Raw genomic sequence first — 19,343 nt, forward strand, 5'->3', positions numbered from 1 at the left:
ATATCTCAGCCAGGGAGCAGTGAACCATGGTCACGTCGTCCGTGACCTCAGGGAATCAAAGTTCACACCCGATCAGGACAGGCTCGGGATGGAGGGTGATACCGAAAGTTTCTCGAACCTGATCTCGGGCGGCGCGGGCCACCGTGAGCAGGTCTTCGGTTGAGGCGTTTCCGCGGTTGGTGACCGCGAGCGTGTGCTTTGTGGAAAGCGCAGCTCGCCCCCCTGCGAGGCCCGTTCCATCTGGTCCGCGGCCGAGTTCTGGTCCCTCAGAAAGGCCGAATCCCCTGCCGCACCCGGCCTGATCAATTAACCAGGCCGCGGAAAGTTTGACCAACGCCTGGCCGTCTCCGCTGTACCCGGCCGAAAACCGGGGCATGCGTTCTGGCAGCTCAGAGAGGCGCGACGCCGCGATGATGGGATTGGTGAAGAAGCTCCCGGTGGACCACGTGTCATGATCTGCAGCGTTGAGCACCATACCTTTGCTGCCTCGGAGCTCTAGGACTTTGTGCCGCACATACGGCAGCGGTGCACGGCGTGATGATTCTTCCGCGGTGTGGTCCAGGCCCAGCGCGCGGGCGAGCTCAGCGTAGCGGACCGGTTCTGACAGCGGAGGCCCTGCCTGGTGAATCAACCGGAACGTCACCGAGAGAACCACGTATCGAGGTGACCCTGAAACGGTGGTCCTTTTGAGCAGTGAGTCACGGTATCCAAACTCGAGATCCTTATCGCTCAACATCAGGATGTCTCCTGCGTCCCGGTCCCATACCCGCACTTCAACGATCGTTTGCGAGACATCGGAACCGTAAGCGCCGACGTTTTGCACCGGAACGGCACCCGTGGCTCCCGGTATGCCGGAGAGCGTCTCTAACCCACGCAGTCCCCGCTCCACTGTCCATGCAACTACCGCGTCCCAGTCATGACCGGCAGCAACACTGACTTCAACGGCGTCGTCGCCGACAGGCTCCGCAGTGAGCCCGGTGAATGCGAGCTGAAGAACCGTCCCAGGGAAGCCGAGGTCGCTGACCAGCAGATTAGACCCACCGCCTAAGACGAGAAGTGAATCCTCTCCGGCAGTACGGAGCCCTTCGTCCGGCAGCGGATGTGACTGGAGGACGTCGATGGCCTGGGCTTCACTACGGGCAACGATCCACTGCCCTGCTGGGCCGCCCACCCGCGCAGTGGTGTGGTCGGCGAAAATCTGCGCTGTGCTCACCAGCTAAGCCTAACTGGGGAAGGCAGCGCATTTGGACGTAAAGGAGGCCCGGCAGCTGCACCTTGCTGCCGGGCCTCCACCCATCCACCCCTCGGGACATGCCCAGTGATCACCGAGGGGCAGGCACTAGCGCCGCATTACCTTTCGGGCGGCCAAGTTGCCGAAAATCTGCAGCATATGAACCATGACGATCACCGCCGCGACGGCAAGCCACGTCACTTCGGGGCGGAATCGCTGATACCCCTCAACGATGGCGAAATTGCCCAAGCCACCTCCGCCGACGATGCCGGCCAGCGCGGACATATCGATCATGGCGATGATCACGAAAGTGAACCCGAGGATCAGCGGCCCAAAGGCCTCCGGCAGGATGACGGTGAAAATAATGCGGACTCGAGAAGCGCCCATTGCCCGCGCGGCTTCGACCACCCCGGGGTCGATGGTCACGAGATTCTGCTCGACGATCCTCGCAATGCCGAAGCTTGACGCCCACACCATGGCATGAATCACCGCAGTATTGCCGATTCCGGTCCCGAGCATTTGGATCGTCAGCGGCTGCAGGGCGGCTATGAGAATAATGAACGGGATGGGACGGATGGTGTTGACCAGAAAGTTCACGATCCAAAAGAGTGCTGCGTTCGCCAAGAGCCCACCTGCGCGTGTGGTGTAGAGCAGCAACCCGAGGGTGAGTCCGATCCAGGCAGAAATCGCGAAGGCGAAGACCACCATCTGGACTGTTTCCCCCAGAGCGTCAATGAGTTCCGGACCGTAGTAGTTCCAGTCAAGGTCACGGTAGGCATCGATCATCGCGGCACCTCGTTTCCGTATCGCACCTCTTGGACAGGCGTAACACCCCTCATGGTCTCGACAAAGTGCTGGACTGCGTCGCCTTCTCCCTCCAGAGCGAGCGTGAGGAGGCCGAAGCTCGAATTCTTGGTGGTGTTCATCCCGCCGTGGACGATCTCAAAGGACACACCGAACTGTGCGGCCTGTCCCAGCAGGGCACCGACCGCAGCTGAGTCCTTCAGCGATACGGTGACCAGTCGCCCACGAGTGTGCAGACGAATCCGAGCCAGGTCCTCGTCCGTTGGCCGGTCCCTCAGGGCGGAGCCGACGAAGGTAACTTCTCCGTCGTCGCGCGGGTTGGAGAAAATGTCGTAGACCAGCCCCTCCTCGACGATCTTTCCCTTGTCCATGACCGCCACGCGATCAGCGATAGAGCGGATGACCTCCATCTCATGAGTGATCGCCACAATGGTGATGCCCAGCTCCTCATTAGCCCTGCGCAAAAGACGCAGCACCTCACCCGTGGTCGAGGGATCAAGCGCCGACGTGGACTCGTCCGCCAAGAGAATCTCGGGCTTCACAGCGAGTGCCCGTGCTATTCCAACGCGCTGCTTCTGTCCGCCGGAGAGTTGTTCCGGGTAGGCCTTGGCCTTGTCTCCCAGGCCAACGAAATCGAGAAGTTCAGCGACCCTGGAGTCTCGCTCAACCCGGCTCCACCCAGCGACCCGCAGCGGGTAGGCGATATTTCCGGCCACGTTGCGTGACTGGAAGAGATTGAATTGCTGAAAGACCATCCCGATGCGGGATCTGACGTGTCTAAGCCTGGACTCGGAGAGCTTCGAGACGTCATGTCCCAGGACGTTGATGGTTCCTGACGTTGGCCTTTCCAACCCATTGACCAGACGGATCAGGGTGGACTTCCCTGCCCCGGAGAAGCCGATCACGCCATAGACCTCGCCCTTGTCGACCTTGAAGGATACGTTGTCGACGGCGGTGACAGAGGCTTCTTTTCCGGTTCCGAAAATTCTCGTCACCTGTTCGAATTCGATCAGTGGGTCGGCACCGACGCGGGCATCAGTGGTGCCTGCTGTGCTCACAGCTCTCCTTTCCTCGAAGTCACCTCATGTGTTGGAGCGGGTCGCCGCACGTATCACTCATCGCTTTCCTGAAGAGCTTCTTCGTAGTCCGTGAGGGCTTCCTGAAGCTCCTCTGAGGTCACATCTCCGACAGGGACGGACGTCCCGTTTGAACGCTCGTCCATGATGTCCAGCACTCGCTGATCGTGGTAGAGCGAGGCGATCTCTTGGAGTGCCTCATGCTCAACGTCAGCTTCTCGAACGACAAAGGCATTGATGTAGGGAAAGGCCGATGGATCGGAGGGATCATCGGCGTAGATGCCGTCCGCCAGCGGGTCCAAGTCGGCATCCTGGGCAAAGTTGTTGTTGATCACAGAGCCTTCGACTGATTGCAGCGCATTGACGGTCTGTGCCGCATCGACCGATTGCAGCTCCACAGTGGAAGAGGCTTCATCAACGTGCCGCGTTTCCGGCTGGGCTATCTCTTCGGCCAGCTCCACCAGACCAGCGGCGACCAGAACGTTGATGGCCCGACCCTGGTTCACCGGGTCGTTAGGGATAGCAATGGTGTCACCCTCTTCGAACTCGCTGACGTCACTGTAATGGTTCGAATAGAGAGTCAGCGGCACGATCTCGGTTGGCGCAATCGGTAGCAGGTTGTCCCCCGATGCCTCGTTGTGCTCAGCCAGAAATGCGATGTGCTGGAACCAGTTGGCGTCCAAGTCGCCTGCTGCCAAGGCCGGGTTGGGTTCCGGGTACGCCGTGAAGTTCACCAGCTCGATGTCGTAGCCATACTCCTCCTCCGCTATGCGGGCCAACTCGCGGTGCGCCTCGTGCTCGTTAGCGACACCGATGGTGAAGGAAGTCTGGTCTTCTGGGATGGCGTCACCGCCTTCTTCTTGACCGCATGCGGTGATGCCGAGTGCCAGTGCAGCGATCAACGCCGTAGATGTGGTGGTGCGGGTAATCATGGGGGTATCTCCTTGAGTGGGCATGCAGATCAGCAGGCCTGGGTCGCCTGCCACGCACGTGAATGAGGGTGTGGGGAAACCTTGCCCTCCCCACAAGGGCTTAGTTGGTCAGCACCAGCAAAGGGTGACCCGGGGGCTCGTTGGCGAAAACATTCGTCGCATCGTGAGAAGTAGTCCTCTTAGCGCTGCTCTTGCCCGCCCCGGGCAGTGACGCCTAGGGGCGCCAGAAGCGGGCCGCATCTGGATCCAGACCACCCGTGAACATGGGGTTGGTGTGCGGCCCAGAGTGGATCGTGATGGCCGCAGCTCGTGATGCAGGTGCCAGCTTAGCTATACTATTCATGGCCACGAGTGAACACGCGTCACAAAAGGAAATATATGTTCACTGCATCACTGACATGGGAAGTGCGTGATGTTGCTCAACCGCGCTACTCCCCCAAGGGGTTGAGGACTCTGCGCAAGAAGTCCTGCGTCCGAGGCTGAGTGGGCGCGCCGATGACCTGCTCCGCGGACCCCTCCTCCACCACTAGTCCCTTGTCGAGAAAGACCACACGGTCGGCTACTTCACGTGCGAACCCCATCTCGTGCGTGACGACGATCATGGTCATGCCAGCCCTGGCGAGGTCACGCATGATGGCAAGGACCTCTCCGACGGTTTCGGGATCCAGGGCCGATGTGGGTTCATCGAACAGCATGAGGCCGGGCTTCATAGTCAGTGCACGTGCGATCGCCACACGTTGCTGCTGGCCGCCCGAGAGCTGCGCCGGACGCCGGTCAGAGAGGTGTTTCAGGCCCACAAGTTCCAACTGATGCAAGGCTTCGGCATCCGCCTGCTCACGGGATTGTTTGAGCACCCTGCGCGGTGTGATCGTGCAGTTCTCCAAGACGCTGAGGTGCGGGAAGAGGTTGAACTGCTGAAACACCATGCCGATCTGGCGTCGCATGGCGTCGAGGTTCACATCCACGTCGGTAGCGTCGAAAGCACCAACGGTGATGCGCCCGGCGTCGGGGTCCTCAAGTCTGTTGACGCAGCGCAGCAGGGTGGATTTTCCCGACCCCGAGGCTCCGATCAAGCACACGACCTGACCGGGTTCGACTCTCATGTCGATTCCCTTGAGCACATCCACATCCCCGAAGGACTTATAGAGGTCCTCAATCACCACTCCGGCAGGGTCGGTGATCATCTGCTCTGGGCTCCCCCCTGACTCACTCATGCGACACCGGATGAATCTGTGGAGGCTGTCGCCTTCTTCTTGCGCTTGCGCGATGACTGAGCAGGGGATCGTTCCTCCATACGCCGCGCCAGGATCGACAGCGGCACCGTAATCAACAGGTAGCAGACGCCGGCCACCACCAACGGGGTCATGCCCGCCTGGTACATGGTGATGCCGTCCCTGCCCATCTTGGTGAGCTCGGCGGCTGAGCCCGCCATGCCCACCACGAAGATCAGCGAAGAGTCTTTGGTCAGCAGGATCGCCTCATTAGTTAGCGGCGGTAGGACGATTCGGAAAGCCTGCGGTATCTGAATCGTCACCATGGCCCGCCAAGCCGGCATGCCGAGAGCCCGAGCGGCCTCCATCTGGCCCTTCGGCACAGCTTGGAGTCCAGCCCGGATGGTCTCAGCGATGTACGCGGCGCCGACGATCGCCAAGGCAGTGGAGGCCGTCTGCAGCGTGGAGAGGTTCAGACCGAAAGCCAGCGACGCTCCGAAACCCAAGGCGATGAACACCAGAATCGCCGGGATGCCTCGGAAAAACTCGATGTACAGCGTCGCCAGCCACCGGTAGATAGGGAAGGACGCTATGCGCATCAGCGCCAACACTGTCCCGCCGATGAGGCCGAAGATGAAGCCGAAGAACGTATAGCGCACCGTGTTCCACAGTCCGACCGTGATGACCTCGGGGAACATCGCCATCACCGGCTCAAGGTTGAAGAAGCTCCGCTGCACCGCGGCCCAGTCAATGATGACAATGAGCACGACGACGATCCCAGTAAAGATCGCTGCCTGTATTCCCAGGGACAGTCTTGCCCGCTCCCGGTTGGAAAGCGCCATGGTGAGCTGCGCCTAGTGGCGCTCAGTCCTCTTCTTCATCGTCGTCTTCGGCTTCTTCAGGAGTTTCAGAGCGGAACCACGCATCTTCAATCTCCTCCATCGTGCCGGATGAAGTGAGCTCTGCGAGGACTTCATTGACGGCGTCGATGAGTTCTTGGTTCTCCAGCTGCGCGGCGATGCCCAGCTGCTCGCCCGTGTCGATCTCCTCAACGAACTCGAAGCGTTCATCGTCGCCTGCCTGGTAACCGATGATGGAGATATTACCGACGATCGCATCGACCTGACCGGCGTCGAGGCCCTGCAGCATCAGCCCTGAATCTTCGTACTGGGTGACGTCCAGACCTAGTTCGTCTTCGGCGTAGTCGTGGCCGGTGGTGGCACTCTGGACCCCGACGGGAACGCCGTCCAGGTCGTCAGTGGAGGAGATTCCAGAATCTGCGGTGGCGAGCAGACCCAGGTTGTCGTCCAAATATGGCTCACTGAAGAGCATGTTGCCGGCGCGCTCCTCGGTAATGGTCATCCCGGAGATGGCCAGGTCGCAGTCCTCTGCGTTGAGCGCCACTCCCGATTCGATGCCGTCCCAGGAGGATTCGATGATTTCAAGCTCGAGGCCCAGTGCGTCCGAGACGGCTGTGGCGATGTCGATGTCGAAGCCGACCACATTGCCGTCGGTGTCGTAGTACTCGAAAGGCGGGTAGGGCACGTCCGAACAGATTTGCAGCACGCCTTCTTCAAGAGTCTCGACTTCAGCATCGAGTTCTACATCAGCTTCAACTTCCGCCTCCGGCTCGGCGTCTTCCTCGGCGTCATTGTCACCGCAGGCCGTGATGGCGAGCGCCGCGATGGAGACCAGCGCCAGTGGTTTCAGCCAGGGCCGGTCAGTTTTTTCGCTCATGCTCGGCATGGTGTCTCTTTTCTCATGTGGTCGGCGCAGTTGGTGGGGGACGTGCTGGTCAAGCGATTATAGGCGGTCTGGGGGTTTCGAGGATGTGTAAGCCGTTCAGTCCAGCACCACGACGGCTTGAGACTTGGTGAGCACTTTACTGGGCTCGTCTCCGGAGGCCAGGTTCACGGTGAGGTCGATACGCGCCGTCTTCGCCTCGGCGTCGAGTTTGCCGACCTTGCCGGAAATCTCCAGCCGCGCGGTGGGGATGTCCGGTGGGCCCTGTTCGGGCTCGGGAACTGGTACCGGCTTAGTAAACCGCGTCTGGTAGTCCACCACCTTGGCCGGGTCACCAGCCCAGTGAGTCACAAGTTCGACAGAGACACCCATAGTGAGCATGCCGTGCGCGATCACTCCGTCGAGTCCGACTTCTGTGGCGAACCGATCATTCCAGTGGATGGGATTGTGGTCTCCGGAGGCCGCTGCGTAGCGAATGAGGTCTGCGCGGGAAAGCTCGATGGTGCGGTGGCCGATGCTCTGGCCCTTTTCAAGGTCGGATATCAGCGGCATCAGTCATCTCCTCCATCGCTCCGGACCAATAGTGTGGAAGTCACTGTGGTGCGGGGGGCGCCGTCGTGCGTGATCTCGGTGACGGTAGTGACCATGGCCCCAGCTCCCATCAGCCTGATCCGCTCCAGTGTAGTGGCCGCCGTGAGAGTCTCACCTGCGGTAATGGGGTGGTGGTGAATGAAACGCTCATCTGCGTGCACTACCCGGGAGAAATCGATTCCTGCCTCAGGGTCGGCTATCACGGCCGCCTCAGCCCGTTGGGAGATCACCACTGCGAACGTCGGCGGAGCGAGCAAGTCTTGGTGACCGAGTCCGGTGGCGGCTTCCCGGTCGTGATGTGCTGGGTGCTCAGCCTTGACTGCGACAGCGAAATCCCGGATGGCTTCCCGGCTCACCTGATAGGTGATTGCGGGGTAGGTGTGCCCTTCCCGGGCAGTGTTGATGCTCAACCCTGACTCTTTCTCTCGCGGATGATGTGAACTGCCTGGCGTTTTCGCAGCCCAATGCCGAGCACGTGGCTGATAATCCCGGCAGCGAGGAGCACGATTCCGGATGTGCGGGCGAGTCCAGAATCGGCGACTGCGGCGAATATAAGAGTGAGGATACCCAAGAAGCTGCAGGCCATACCCACGATCAGGGCGGCGCGGTAGGCGGGCGTCCCGGAGCTCCACGGGTCGAACGGCTTCTCAGTCATGGTGGGAAACATCCTACCTGCGGACGCTCACCACTGATCTGTTAAAGTGCCGCGAGCCCCTGGTGAAAACGGTCAAGCACAATATCCGGTAGACCCGGGGGAACATCGGCGTTGCCCTCAATGACATCCAACAGCGGCCCTGTAGCCACATCTGCCCCTTGCCGGGCCATCATGTTCTGAAAGTAACCGGGGGCCAAGAGATAACTGGCGATGACTATCCGCTTTCCCGGGTTCGCCTCCCGAGCCGCCGAGACTGCATCGTGAACAGTGGGGTGCGCGAAGGACAAGTACGAATCTTGCACCGGGCAGTCGAGGCGTTCGGAAAGCATGCAGGCGGTGGTTTTCACATCCTTGACGGCCCCGGCGTTGGACGAGCCAGCCGCCCCCAAAATGATCGAATCGGTGGCGGGATCGGCCCCCGATTCGCTGAGCCGCTGTTCAAGAGCGTCAATGAGTCGTATATCAGGGCCCAAGGCTCCTGAAACGACTACAGGCCGCCCAGCCGCGTCGGCAGCTTCCCGGAGATCAACGTTGACATGGAAGCCTGCGGACAGTAGAAGCGGGACCAGCACAGCCGGCTCATCCGGGGCGTAAGCGGAAAGTACTGCGGCGGGGTCGGGCTGTTGCACGTCTACATGTCCGAGCTGAATGTCGGTAACTGAATCTGCCCCTGCAGCCTTTCTCACCGTCAGCTCGACCAACCCCTGGACGGCTGCCTGTCCGGCGGGGTAGTTCGTCCCATGTGAAATCGCGGCCAGCACCGCGGTCCTGGCACCGGTAAGCACTGCCATCTTAGAGGAAGACCTGCACCTGGCCGTTGATCACTCTGGTGGGATAGGCGGTCAGCGCCGGTCCGGGTTCGGAGAGGCACTCTCCCGTTTTGAGATCGTAGACCTGCTTATAGATCGGTGAGGCCACAGTGGTCTTACCTTTGGACGAGCCGATGATCCCCCGGGCCATGACGTTCGCCTGGGCACGAGGATCCCAATGATCCACGGCGTACACACGATTCTCAGGAACGCGCACCAGCGCAATCTGGACTCCGTGCAGAAGAGCGGCCTCACCCCAGAAGGGCTCCAGCTCATCCAAGGGACATACTGCACGCCAGCTGCCTCTGGAATCTTGGTCTGCTGACGTGCTCACTCGATCCAGAACTGGCGTTGACATGAAGTGTCCTTTCGGAGAGACGTTTAGCTCGGCGTGCAGGCTTCACACTAGTAGGGCCGAATTTCCACTGGAACACCACGGTGTAACGTCCTCATGAACCTGGTCTCACATGCCTGCTTGTTGTCAGTGAGGACGCCGTCACATACGGATCACATTACGGACACTGCGCGGAAACGCACTCGCCATAGGGTCGAGTCAACGCTCGGTAACCCACCAGGGAAAGGTCGTCCAATGTCTGGTACCCCACCTTTCACACGTCATGTTGTCGTGGTCGGCGGCGGACCCGCCGCCCACCGCCTCACAGAAGCACTGTTGTCTCGGGAGCACCCTGGCCTGCACGTCAGTGTTTACTGCGAAGAGCGCACGGCGCCCTACGACCGGGTGGCGCTGTCGAAGAGGTTCGATGAGCCTGAGAACGCACTGTTGTTGGGAGAACCCACCCTCTGGGACGACCCTCGAGTGGCTCTGCACACCGGACAGTCCGTAGTCGCGCTGGACCCTGAGGACAAGACCGTCACCCTGGCCAACGGAGAGGACGTGCACTACGACGACGTTGTCCTCGCCACCGGCTCATCCGCACCGCGTCCTCCGATTCCTGGACGCGAAAACATCGCCGTCTATCGCACTATCGACGACGTCGACTGGCTGGTCCGCAAAGTTAATGAGCTGAAACTCCAGCTGGGCAGGACCCCGCACTGCGCAGTGATCGGCGGGGGGCTCCTCGGATTGGAGGCCGCCGGCGGCCTTGCTGGGCAGGGGGCCGATGTGAGCATCGTGCACTCTCGTGGTCATCTCATGAACGCTCAGTTGGATGAGGGCGGTGGTCGTGCGCTGAACCGGCTCTTGGCCCAGGAGGGCTATAACCTGCAGCTGGGAGAGCGCCCGAAGGCACTGTCCAGTAACCATGCCGGACGCTACGGGTACACCCTCGAATTTGAACGGAGCAGCAATGTGCCCTGTGATCTGGTCGTGGCAGCCATTGGGATCACTCCACGTGATGAGTTGGCACACGCGGCTGGCCTGATGGTGGGATCCAATGGCGGCGTCGTTATCGATGACACCTGCTTGACCTCGTCACCTAATGTATGGGCGATCGGTGAGGTGGCCTGCTTTGAAGACATCTGCATGGGTCTGGTGGCCCCGGCCAATGCGATGGCTGAGGTAGTCGCTGACCAGCTGTGCGGCGGCCAGGCGAGTTTTGAAGGTTTCGACACGGCAGCCAAACTGAAGCTCGCTGGAATGGATGTTGCGAGTTTCGGCGACACCTTCGGCGAGACCCCGGGCGCGTTGGAAGTCGTCTACGCCGATCCTGCACAGGGGCTCTATCAGAAGCTGGTTGTCACTGATGATGCTCGGACTCTGCTGGGTGGGGTCTTCGTTGGTGATGCCGGGCCGTATACCTCGTTGCGTCCGCTGTTGGGCCGTGAGCTTCCGGCTGAGCCAGCAGCTTTTCTGTCGGCCTCCAGTGGTGCAGAAGTTGACCTCGAGCTGCCCGACGACGCCCAAATCTGTTCCTGTAAGGATGTCTCCGCAGGCACTGTGCGTGAAGCTGTCTCGGGCAAAGGTGGTGCGGCCCCCTGTACGGACATGGGATCTCTGAAGGCCTGTACAACGGTCGGCACTCAGTGCGGGTCCTGCATTCCACTGGCCAAAAAGGTCATGGAGAAGGAGATGCTCTCCCAGGGGGTGGAAGTTTCCCGTGCCATGTGCGAGCACTTCCCACAGTCCCGCTCCGAACTCTTCGAGGGCGTCCGCACCGCTCAGCTGCGCTCATTCACGGAGATCGTGGACCACTTCGGCACCCCGGCCGACTCCTCAGCGAACCTCGGCTGTGATGTGTGCAAACCTGCTGTAGCGTCGATGCTGGCGGCAATGCACGACGAATATATCCTCGGCACTGGCCGTGGCGGCCTGCAGGACACTAATGACCGGGCGCTGGCGAATATGCAGAAGAACGGTACCTACTCCGTGATGCCGCGCATCCCCGCCGGAGAGATCACCCCAGCCAAACTTGCAGTGATCGCAGAGGTGGCCACCGATTTCGGTCTATATACAAAGATCTCTGCTGCCCAGCGCATTGACCTGTTTGGCGCTCGGCTCGAGCAGCTGCCGAGCATCTGGGCGCGCCTGGTGGATGCTGGTTTCGAATCCGGACAGGCCTACGGGAAGGCGCTTCGAAACGTGAAGTCCTGCGTAGGCAGTACCTGGTGCCGCTACGGGGTTCAAGACTCTGTCGCTATGGGCATCTTCCTGGAAAACCGGTATAAGGGTCTACGTTCCCCGCACAAGATGAAATTTGGGGTCTCTGGATGCGCCAGGGAATGCGCTGAAGCCCGCGCAAAGGATGTGGGCATCATCGCGACTTCGGACGGTTGGAACATGTATGTCGGTGGTAACGGCGGCGCCACCCCTGTCCACGGGCAGTTGCTCGCCAAGGATCTCGATGACGACACGCTAGTGGCCTATATCGACCGATACATCATGTATTACATACGAACTGCTGATCGACTGCAGCGAACGGCGCGGTGGATTGAGGAGCTGCCTGGAGGTGTGGAGCACGTCCAAGACGTCGTGGTCCACGATTCCTTGGGCGTGGCCGCAGATTTGGAGCGCAGCATCGCCGAGCATGTGGACCGGTATGAAGACGAGTGGGCGGCGACCCTGCGAGACCCGGAGAAACTGCGCCGGTTCCGCAGCTTCGTTAACGCTCCTGAGTCCCCGGACACTGACCTGAAATACGTCCTCGAACGGGGTCAGATTCGCCCTGCGACTGAACAGGAGCGCGATTCCTCTGATCTCGTTCTCATCGGCCCTACGATTCCGGTTCGCGAAGAACTCCAGCGGCAAGGTTCCACTGAATCCTCGCCCGCAGGCGTAGCCATGAAGGAGGTTGGGACATGAATATGGGCCACGTAACTCTCGTTGGCGCCGGTCCAGGCGCCGTCGACCTGATGACTGTGCGCGCCCGTGACGTGTTACTCACCGCCGATGTGGTGCTCTACGACAGGCTGGCTCCGACCGAAGAACTACGCTCGTGGGCGCCACACGCTGAGCTCTTCGACGTCGGGAAACGTCCGGGACACCACCGGGTTTCCCAGGAGAACATCCATCAGATGATCCTGCGGTGGGCACTGAAGGGCAAACATGTGGTGCGCCTCAAAGGCGGCGACCCATTCATCTTTGGCAGAGGGTGCGAAGAAGTGGGCGCATGCCGGGAAGCCGGAGTACCGGTGACAGTAGTTCCCGGTGTGACATCAGCAGTATCGGTTCCCGCCGCTGCGGGGATACCCGTGACAGCCCGCGGAATCAACCGAGCCTTCACCGTCATCTCAGCCCATGATCCTCTGACAGAAGATGAATTCAAGGGATTGGTCACGCTCGGTGGCACAATCGTCATTCTGATGGGAATCGGCACCCTTGGGCACACCGTCGAAGGTCTGATGCGACATGGGCTGTCAAGAAAGACGCCAGTCGGGACAGTGGAAAACGGGTATTGCGCTGATCAACGTGTCACACTGAGCGAGCTTGATGCTGTTCACACTGTGGCTGCCACGCAGCGATTGCGATCCCCTGCGGTACTCGTCATCGGTGAAGTAGTTAAACTGGCTGCTGATGGACCTGAGACGGGAGAAGCCTCCGCAGTTTATGGGCGGGTACTCCAGGCAGCGTCGGCAGCAGCTCCTCCCACCGCCGACGCCTGACACAGAAGGAGCCGCATCCACGGTGAGCTCACACTCCTCTGAAGAGCCGGCATCAGACCATGCGCAAAAAACCGAAGCCCTCCCCAGGGAAGCTGTCGCCGCACCGTCGTTGCCGCAGACCCTGTCCGGCTTCCGCATAGGAGTGACCTCAGACCGGCGCAGTGAAGAGCTGATTGCCGCGTTCCAAAGGCGCGGGGCTGAAGTGACCCATGCACCCGCGCTGCGTATTGCCTCCCTGACGGAATCTGTTGCTCTCCAACAGGAGACGAATGCGGTGATTGCGTCGGCCCCGGACTACGTCATCATCACCACCGCCTACGGTATGCGCCGCTGGGCAGAAGCAGCAGAGACCTACGGCGTATGGCCGGAGCTCTATGCGGCGCTGAGCAATGCGAGCATTTTGGTGCGCGGACCCAAGGCACGTGGCGCGGTTCGTGCGGCAGGTTTGGACGACGACGGGGCAGCTGAGGACGAACGCACCGACACCATGCTGGACATGCTGCTGCAGAAAGACCTCCACGGAAAGACGGTCGCCTTTCAGCTCCACGGCATGTTGAATCACCGTCAGGTCCAACGCATAGAAGATGCCGGGGCCTCCGTATGCACGGTCATGCCGTATACCTGGACCAAACCTGCTGAAGACTCCGATCTGTTGAAAATGATCAACGCTGTAATCGACCGCCAGTTGGATATGGTCACCTTTACGGCTGCCCCGGCAGTTGATGCGTTTCTTGGGGTCGCCCAGCAGTACGGTAAACGCGAAGAACTTGTTGATGCTTTGCAATCGGATGTCTTGACCGCCGCAGTCGGGGCCGTCACCGCGAGTCCTTTGGCAGACGCCGGTGTTGAGGCCATTATTCCGGACCGGTGGCGTCTTGGTGCGCTGATCAAAAAGGTCTGTGACCATTTGGAGTCCCATCACATCGTCCGGGCTGAAACGGCCTATGGCGCCATGGAGATCCGGGGGCATCAAGTGCGCTTCCCGGAGAGTTCAGCTACACCGGTGCGACTGCCCCCCGCGCCGTTGGCGCTCCTGCGTGAATTGGTGATGGCCGATGGTGCTGTCCTCAGTAGAGAAGAACTGCTGGATGTGTTGCCTCACTGTGACAGTGAACGTGCTCTAGAGATGCTGGTGTCCCGGCTTCGCAAGTCTCTTCAGGTCTCTTCGGTCGTCCAAACGGTGGTCAAGCGCGGTTATCGGCTGGCGGTCTGATTGTTTCTCGCTTTCGTCGAGTAGACCGCCCACGCTGCGCGTAGAGGCCAAAAGGCCCCACCCTCTTCGGCGGTATCACCCGTAGGTTGTCATACGCCGATCGAGAGATGGGGCCATTACCGAGGAGTCAAGACCTAAGTGCCTTAGGCGCCAGCTGGGACCTTTTCGGATTCCACGGCGAGTTCGCGACTCGGCCCGGTGCGCCGGTGGGTGATGTAGATGGTAAGTCCCACAAACATCAGGCCGCCCAGTAGGTTGCCCAGAACGGTTGGGATCTCATTCCAGATGAGGTAGTCGATGACGGTGAAGTCTCCACCCATAAGGAGCGCGACAGGGAACAGGAACATATTCACTATGGAGTGTTCAAATCCCATGTAGAAGAAGAGCATGATGGGCAGCCACATGCCGATGACTTTGCCTGGAACACTGTCCGACATCATCGCGGCCACCACTCCGGTGGAGACCATCCAGTTGCAGAGGATCGCCCGGACGAACAAAGTGAGCATCCCGGCTGCGCCGTATTCGGCGTAACCGACTGTCCTGCCGTGACCGATTTCCATGAGGGCCACACCCACTTCATCGGGCGGAGTCGCGAAACCAGTGGTGAAGTAAATTGCCATGAGTACCGCGACAGTGAATGCTCCGAAGAAATTGCCGAGGAATACTAGGCCCCAGTTACGGAACATTGATTTGACGGTCACTCCACGGCGTTTGTCCAGCAGGGCCAACGGGACCAGCGTGAATACTCCGGTGAGAAGGTCGAACCCCATCAGATAGAGGAGAACGAATCCGACTGGGAAGAGCATGGCCCCGACGAGGGCACTGCCGGTCTGTGCCGTGATGGTGATGGCGAACGCTGCTGCCAGCCCGAGTATGGCTCCGCCCATGTAGGCGCGGATCATAGTGTCCCGGGTAGACATGAAGGACTTTTGTGCACCTGCGTCGATCATCCGGACGGCTAAGTCCGAAGGTTTCACATAGGACATGAGTGTCTCTTTCTGACGGAGAACGGCCCCAAAGTTGGTGGCGCGGTTCGTTTAATAGTGCACTGTTGGCATTTCCGCGGGGTTGTCGGGGCGTTAAGCCAGTGCAAAGCCCGCCTCACCGACGTCGTTTGGCGCTGTGAGGTGCCTGTTACACGGGCACGTGGCGCTTGAGACACGAAGAGACCTTCAGACCAGTGGCCCGAAGGTCTCTTCGATATTTTGCGACTTGTAGCGGTGGTGGGGCTCGATCCCCCGACCTCACGATTATGAGTCGTGCGGCCGGAGAAGGCACCGTTGACGTTGAAGTCGAAAATTGCGGACGCGATCCGACCGCCCAGAAGTGCACCGAGGACACCGGTGAGGAGTGTGGCCCGTATGCCGCCTGGGGCGTCGCCAGGCATGATGGCCAGGGTGATAGCGCCGGCAATGAGTCAAAGACTCATCCAACCGATGATGCCCATTGTTCATTTTTCCCGACTTAATTGAAGGAAGCTGAGAACCCGCGCTCCCGGGTTGCAGTGCTTACCGTGAGGACCGTGTCGCGTTTCGTGGCCGTTCCCGCGCTGACCTGGGAACTTTCGGGAATACTGTTGCAGCGTCTGTCATGGAAGGCCTCCTCGTCGAGACACTTCAGGGGCAACTGATTACTTCATCGTGTGCTCAATTCGAAAGCCCTGCCGAACCCTTGTTTGGCGGGAAGAGGAGCCCTACACTCATGTGACCTACAACACAGGAGGAATATCATGAAATCTTTACGCAGAACCGTAGCCCTCGCCAGCATCAGCGGAGTGTGCCTAGCTGGAGTATTGGCCGGGCCCGCGCACGCTCAGGTAGAGCAGGACGGACTAGTCAACGTCAACGTCGGGGACGTGACAATCCTGGAAGATGTCAGGGTCGCGCTGGGCGCCCAAGTTATCGCCCAGATCTGCGGAGTCAAGGTTGGTCCCGTGGTCGTGCTGGGACGGTCCGTAGACCGGTCTGGTGATACCGAAACCGTGTGTGAAGCCGACGCGGGACCCGTGACCATCGAGCAGAATTAATTGCCTCGAAACTGGCCCTGATGATCAAAGAAGGCCGTCAGAAGCGAAAAGGGGGCCCTGCTGGTGCAGACCAGAAGGGGCCCCTTTTCCTTTGTTTACGAGGAAGTACCTCTGTAGCGGTGGGGGGGCTCGATCCCCCGACCTCACGATTATGAGTCGTGCGCTCTAACCAGCTGAGCTACACCGCCACGACGATATCCGCTCCGGATGCAGTTTATTCACAGCCCCAAGTGCGGAAATGTCCAAGGAGCAATCTTTCCACACGCGCTCCGACTGGTCAAAGCGCGCTAAACAGGAGGACCGCTCGACGCGGTGACTTTTTCCCGCTCAGCTCTGGTGCCCGTGGGGCGGGTGTCGGCTTCTTCAGGGGCTGGGTCTTCACGAATTGCTCGCCTCACCACGATGAACCACCCGGCGAGGCGCAGGTAACTGCGGTCACGGATGAAAATGGCGTCTACGGCGATCATAGTTAGCGAGAACCAGGGCAGTCCCATCAGCAGTCCGATCCCCAGGTGGAATGACAAAATTCCGACGAGCGCAATGAATTTTGTGTAGCGGTTGAAGAGCAAGAAAGGGAAGGCGATCTGGAACATCAGCGATCCCCAGGTCATGACCACCACGAGCGGACCCCAAGCAGTGAGTAGGTCTGACAAGACTGGCCAGGTGCCGAACTGCGCCGTCTGCAATGGATCGTAGATAGCCCATCCGTGAGCCCAGGGGTCACCGCCGGCCTTGTACATTCCGCCAGCCACGTAGATCGCGCAGACTTGGAACGCTAGGACGACGAGGGCCAAATTATGAGCCGTGATAGCGGCCCATTGCCACCTTGCCGTTAGCGGGGAGGGCTCTCTGACGAGTCGGTTGCGGCGTCGGGCATCTAATGACCATCGCAGGGAAGAGTTTGTGAAGAGCATCGCGAGCAGAAACATTCGGTAGGCGTTGTCGCCCTGGTCTCCGACAGAGTCGTTGAGCTCGATGAAACTGACCCAGCCTACGAAGTAGAAGGGCAAGATGATGCGAGTCCGCCAGCCCACAATCACGACGATTGCCAGGAGCGCTAACCCGATGTACAGCAATGTGAAGAGCCAGGGTGTGGGCGCGGCCTGGTGAAACAATGAAAACAGCCAGATATTCGGGAAGTCACTCATGGGCTCGACAATTTCGCCACTCCACGCTGAGCCGACACCGAAGGTGTAGTGACGGGATCGGAAGTTGGTCAAGAGGAGACCGAGCCCTGTGAGTCCCATGAGAATTCTGGTGACCGCTATGCCGTACGTCGCCTTATAACTGCCCGTGAGCAGGGCTTCCCACGCGTTGACCTGCGCGCGTGCTCGATGCAAGGCTCTCCGCAGGCTGCCGGCGACAACAGCGGTGGCGGAACTTTCTGCATCCGCTGCTGGGGGAGGCGCCGCGGGGTCTTCGGCTTTGAGTACTTTATTGGACGTTTTCTCAGTTGTCATCAGTGACACATATCTCTTGCGGTGCGGAGCAGAAGTAATCGGCAAAGGCGTCTTGAGATTGATGATCTTCCACCACAACGCCTCTCCACCCGACGGGCACCGGTTGAATTTCGGGTCGCTCTGCATGAGGGTTGTGGCGCTGCGCCCACGGTATGACGTTTTGTCGCGCTACCTGGTATTGGACGCGTGTCACGTTGTCTCCCCAGATCGCTTGTGCCACCTGGGTTGCGTACGCGGTAGCGCGCCGCTCTTCGCGTAGGTAGTTCTCAATCTCCACGGGGCTCTCTGAGTTGTCCTCCAAGGCTGCTTGAAGCCTGTCGGACCAGTCATCACCCTCGTAGTAGTTCAGCTCGACGATTTCGCGGTTGTCGGCCGTGAGATTGTGCCATTCTCCTCTGAGCGCCGACGCTTGTGATACTGAAATTTTTGCTGCACGAGGCGGGAAGGGCCGGTAGGTGGCCAACGACTGTTCGACGTTGCTTGCCCGCACCCATTCAGTCACGACTTCTTCTCCTCCCTCGTCGACAATTGCACGAACATCGAAGTAATAGTCGCCGTTGATGGGCTCAGGCGCAAAGACGCTCCACGATTGGCCGAACAAGGGAATCATGTATTCCGTCAGCGCCTCACCGGGGACCACATCCCGTAGATCTGATCGCGGTGCTATCCACAGGAACGTAGCGAAGAGGTGCCAAGCGGTAAATGTCACGGCAGCCAGCACAGCTACTCGTTTGACGATCCGCCCCCAACGCCGTGAGGGGCTCTGGTGCATTGGTCTTCTTTCGGGCTATGAGAATTCAGTGGGCTGGGGCCCGAGCGCCTTAGCGCCCGAGCCCCAGCCATTTCTGACAGTCAACCCATGGTAGGAGTGACTTGTGCAATATTAGGTTAGACCGCAGCCTTCGCCCGTTTCTTAGCGACGAGCGCGGTAGTACCGGCAAGGAGCAGCAGCAAGCTGAGGCCTACTACTAGCCACATTGTTCCGACGCCCGTTCGTGCCAGGCCGTCGGAATCAGTGGACTCTCCTGTGGCGTCGGCTCCGACAACCACTGAGAGCGTCGCACTGTCGGTGATATCGCTGTCCGAATCATCGGTTGCAGTCACCGTAAGGTCACCTGGCTCGGTGTCCTCAGGCACAGTCCAAGTCACTGCGAACGTACCGTCCTGTTCGACGTCGACGCCTTCGATTGTTCCTACGACGTTTCCGTCTGCATCCGTGATGACGACCGTCACGGTCGAGCCGGGAACGAAGCCTTCGCCTGAAATCTCGACTTCGTCTCCTGCCTGTACCGAGTCTGGCTCGACGGTCACGGATGGATCAGTTGCTTCGTCCCCATCGGCCGTGCCCGAAGCGTCCGCAGAGGCATCAGCCGTAGCGGCGGCGGAAGCAGCAGCATCGGCGTCAGGATCGGCAGCAGCTGAAGCATCAGCAGCAGCCTCGGAGTCAGCATCAGCCGTGGCAGCAGCCTGAGCCGCGGCCTCTGAAGCCGAATCAGCATCAGCCGAAGCCGTCGTCGAAGCATCCTCATTAGC

Annotated in this window: 21 protein-coding genes and 1 tRNA gene; 4 read left to right on the forward strand and 18 right to left on the reverse strand. The window is 60.0% G+C overall.

Features of this window, described 5'->3' with window-relative positions; all coding sequences use genetic code 11:
• Window positions 1-55 precede the first annotated feature (55 nt).
• The 13 genes from FH975_RS14335 to nirD form a co-directional block, all read right to left on the reverse strand.
• Window positions 56-1,213, reverse strand: coding sequence for a UDP-N-acetylmuramate dehydrogenase (locus tag FH975_RS14335; protein ID WP_162321906.1), 1,158 nt, complete (start codon window positions 1,211-1,213; stop codon window positions 56-58).
• A 126-nt stretch (window positions 1,214-1,339) separates the two neighbouring features.
• Window positions 1,340-2,017: a methionine ABC transporter permease gene (locus FH975_RS14340; RefSeq protein WP_162321907.1), complete on the reverse strand. Its 678-nt coding sequence runs from the start codon at window positions 2,015-2,017 to the stop codon at window positions 1,340-1,342.
• Complete coding sequence (locus FH975_RS14345; protein WP_162321908.1) at window positions 2,014-3,093, reverse strand: methionine ABC transporter ATP-binding protein; 1,080 nt, start codon at window positions 3,091-3,093, stop codon at window positions 2,014-2,016. Before FH975_RS14345 ends, FH975_RS14340 begins: the two co-directional genes overlap by 4 nt.
• A gap of 53 nt (window positions 3,094-3,146) precedes the next feature.
• Window positions 3,147-4,043, reverse strand: coding sequence for a MetQ/NlpA family ABC transporter substrate-binding protein (locus tag FH975_RS14350; protein ID WP_162321909.1), 897 nt, complete (start codon window positions 4,041-4,043; stop codon window positions 3,147-3,149).
• Window positions 4,044-4,257: 214 nt separating this feature from the next.
• Window positions 4,258-4,386 (reverse strand): hypothetical protein, encoded by a 129-nt coding sequence (locus FH975_RS16825; protein WP_268896754.1) that lies wholly within the window; start codon window positions 4,384-4,386, stop codon window positions 4,258-4,260.
• Window positions 4,387-4,471: 85 nt separating this feature from the next.
• Entirely contained in the window at window positions 4,472-5,257 is a 786-nt protein-coding gene (locus tag FH975_RS14355; protein ID WP_162321910.1) for an amino acid ABC transporter ATP-binding protein, read from the reverse strand.
• Window positions 5,254-6,096: an amino acid ABC transporter permease gene (locus FH975_RS14360; protein WP_162321911.1), complete on the reverse strand. Its 843-nt coding sequence runs from the start codon at window positions 6,094-6,096 to the stop codon at window positions 5,254-5,256. The genes FH975_RS14355 and FH975_RS14360 overlap by 4 nt, the downstream gene beginning before the upstream one ends.
• Before the next feature lie 22 nt (window positions 6,097-6,118).
• Window positions 6,119-6,991 (reverse strand): ABC transporter substrate-binding protein, encoded by an 873-nt coding sequence (locus tag FH975_RS14365; RefSeq protein WP_162321912.1) that lies wholly within the window; start codon window positions 6,989-6,991, stop codon window positions 6,119-6,121.
• 105 nt (window positions 6,992-7,096) lie between these two features.
• Complete coding sequence (locus tag FH975_RS14370; protein ID WP_153077970.1) at window positions 7,097-7,549, reverse strand: MaoC family dehydratase; 453 nt, start codon at window positions 7,547-7,549, stop codon at window positions 7,097-7,099.
• Entirely contained in the window at window positions 7,549-7,998 is a 450-nt protein-coding gene (locus tag FH975_RS14375) for an FAS1-like dehydratase domain-containing protein (RefSeq protein ID WP_162321913.1), read from the reverse strand. Before FH975_RS14375 ends, FH975_RS14370 begins: the two co-directional genes overlap by 1 nt.
• On the reverse strand, window positions 7,995-8,243 hold the full coding sequence (locus FH975_RS14380; protein ID WP_153077968.1) for a hypothetical protein: 249 nt from the start codon (window positions 8,241-8,243) through the stop codon (window positions 7,995-7,997). The genes FH975_RS14375 and FH975_RS14380 overlap by 4 nt, the downstream gene beginning before the upstream one ends.
• Window positions 8,244-8,284: 41 nt before the next feature.
• Window positions 8,285-9,034: a sirohydrochlorin chelatase gene (locus tag FH975_RS14385; protein ID WP_162321914.1), complete on the reverse strand. Its 750-nt coding sequence runs from the start codon at window positions 9,032-9,034 to the stop codon at window positions 8,285-8,287.
• Between the two features lies 1 nt (window position 9,035).
• Window positions 9,036-9,410, reverse strand: coding sequence for a nitrite reductase small subunit NirD (nirD, locus tag FH975_RS14390; protein WP_162321915.1), 375 nt, complete (start codon window positions 9,408-9,410; stop codon window positions 9,036-9,038).
• A 231-nt stretch (window positions 9,411-9,641) separates the two neighbouring features.
• On the opposite strand from nirD, the gene nirB reads away from it, so the two are divergent.
• The 3 genes from nirB to FH975_RS14405 are packed head-to-tail and all read left to right on the forward strand — an operon-like array spanning window position 9,642 to window position 14,324.
• On the forward strand, window positions 9,642-12,311 hold the full coding sequence (gene nirB, locus FH975_RS14395; protein WP_162321916.1) for a nitrite reductase large subunit NirB: 2,670 nt from the start codon (window positions 9,642-9,644) through the stop codon (window positions 12,309-12,311).
• A complete protein-coding gene (gene cobA / locus FH975_RS14400; protein ID WP_162321917.1) occupies window positions 12,308-13,111 on the forward strand; it encodes a uroporphyrinogen-III C-methyltransferase in 804 nt (267 codons plus the stop codon). The genes nirB and cobA overlap by 4 nt, the downstream gene beginning before the upstream one ends.
• Window positions 13,112-13,133: 22 nt before the next feature.
• Window positions 13,134-14,324: a uroporphyrinogen-III synthase gene (locus FH975_RS14405; protein ID WP_328821906.1), complete on the forward strand. Its 1,191-nt coding sequence runs from the start codon at window positions 13,134-13,136 to the stop codon at window positions 14,322-14,324.
• 143 nt (window positions 14,325-14,467) lie between these two features.
• Here FH975_RS14405 and FH975_RS14410 read toward each other — a convergent pair whose 3' ends face one another.
• The gene (locus FH975_RS14410; protein WP_153077962.1) at window positions 14,468-15,310 is read right to left on the reverse strand and encodes a formate/nitrite transporter family protein; all 843 of its coding nucleotides are present in this window, start codon (window positions 15,308-15,310) and stop codon (window positions 14,468-14,470) included.
• 743 nt (window positions 15,311-16,053) lie between these two features.
• On the opposite strand from FH975_RS14410, the gene FH975_RS14415 reads away from it, so the two are divergent.
• On the forward strand, window positions 16,054-16,350 hold the full coding sequence (locus FH975_RS14415; RefSeq protein WP_162321918.1) for a hypothetical protein: 297 nt from the start codon (window positions 16,054-16,056) through the stop codon (window positions 16,348-16,350).
• 114 nt (window positions 16,351-16,464) lie between these two features.
• Here FH975_RS14415 and FH975_RS14420 read toward each other — a convergent pair.
• The 4 genes from FH975_RS14420 to FH975_RS14435 all read right to left on the reverse strand — a co-directional run.
• Window positions 16,465-16,538, reverse strand: a tRNA-Met gene (locus FH975_RS14420).
• A gap of 99 nt (window positions 16,539-16,637) precedes the next feature.
• Window positions 16,638-17,810: an HTTM domain-containing protein gene (locus tag FH975_RS14425; RefSeq protein ID WP_162321919.1), complete on the reverse strand. Its 1,173-nt coding sequence runs from the start codon at window positions 17,808-17,810 to the stop codon at window positions 16,638-16,640.
• Window positions 17,800-18,582 carry a DUF5819 family protein gene (locus FH975_RS14430; protein WP_162321920.1) on the reverse strand — a complete coding sequence of 261 codons (783 nt, stop codon included), beginning with the start codon at window positions 18,580-18,582 and terminating at the stop codon, window positions 17,800-17,802. The genes FH975_RS14425 and FH975_RS14430 overlap by 11 nt, the downstream gene beginning before the upstream one ends.
• Window positions 18,583-18,698: 116 nt before the next feature.
• The coding region (locus FH975_RS14435; RefSeq protein WP_202923275.1) for a hypothetical protein at window positions 18,699-19,343 on the reverse strand (645 nt) is incomplete at its 5' end.

The organism is Nesterenkonia haasae, from assembly GCF_010119385.1.
Taxonomy (GTDB): Bacteria; Actinomycetota; Actinomycetes; order Actinomycetales; family Micrococcaceae; genus Nesterenkonia; species Nesterenkonia haasae.

Excerpts from the sequence above, each read along its gene's own strand:
- FH975_RS14380 (WP_153077968.1), bottom strand. The coding sequence starts at position 8,243 with ATGACTGAGAAGCCGTTCGACCCGTGGAGCTCCGGGACGCCCGCCTAC.
- FH975_RS14425 (WP_162321919.1), bottom strand. The coding sequence starts at position 17,810 with ATGACAACTGAGAAAACGTCCAATAAAGTACTCAAAGCCGAAGACCCC.
- FH975_RS14365 (WP_162321912.1), bottom strand. The coding sequence starts at position 6,991 with ATGAGCGAAAAAACTGACCGGCCCTGGCTGAAACCACTGGCGCTGGTC.
- nirB (WP_162321916.1), top strand. The coding sequence starts at position 9,642 with ATGTCTGGTACCCCACCTTTCACACGTCATGTTGTCGTGGTCGGCGGC.
- FH975_RS14385 (WP_162321914.1), bottom strand. The coding sequence starts at position 9,034 with ATGGCAGTGCTTACCGGTGCCAGGACCGCGGTGCTGGCCGCGATTTCA.
- FH975_RS14340 (WP_162321907.1), bottom strand. The coding sequence starts at position 2,017 with ATGATCGATGCCTACCGTGACCTTGACTGGAACTACTACGGTCCGGAA.
- FH975_RS14370 (WP_153077970.1), bottom strand. The coding sequence starts at position 7,549 with ATGCCGCTGATATCCGACCTTGAAAAGGGCCAGAGCATCGGCCACCGC.
- FH975_RS16825 (WP_268896754.1), bottom strand. The coding sequence starts at position 4,386 with ATGAATAGTATAGCTAAGCTGGCACCTGCATCACGAGCTGCGGCCATC.
- nirD (WP_162321915.1), bottom strand. The coding sequence starts at position 9,410 with ATGTCAACGCCAGTTCTGGATCGAGTGAGCACGTCAGCAGACCAAGAT.
- cobA (WP_162321917.1), top strand. The coding sequence starts at position 12,308 with ATGAATATGGGCCACGTAACTCTCGTTGGCGCCGGTCCAGGCGCCGTC.
- FH975_RS14415 (WP_162321918.1), top strand. The coding sequence starts at position 16,054 with ATGAAATCTTTACGCAGAACCGTAGCCCTCGCCAGCATCAGCGGAGTG.
- FH975_RS14360 (WP_162321911.1), bottom strand. The coding sequence starts at position 6,096 with ATGGCGCTTTCCAACCGGGAGCGGGCAAGACTGTCCCTGGGAATACAG.
- FH975_RS14430 (WP_162321920.1), bottom strand. The coding sequence starts at position 18,582 with ATGCACCAGAGCCCCTCACGGCGTTGGGGGCGGATCGTCAAACGAGTA.
- FH975_RS14355 (WP_162321910.1), bottom strand. The coding sequence starts at position 5,257 with ATGAGTGAGTCAGGGGGGAGCCCAGAGCAGATGATCACCGACCCTGCC.
- FH975_RS14410 (WP_153077962.1), bottom strand. The coding sequence starts at position 15,310 with ATGTCCTATGTGAAACCTTCGGACTTAGCCGTCCGGATGATCGACGCA.
- FH975_RS14350 (WP_162321909.1), bottom strand. The coding sequence starts at position 4,043 with ATGATTACCCGCACCACCACATCTACGGCGTTGATCGCTGCACTGGCA.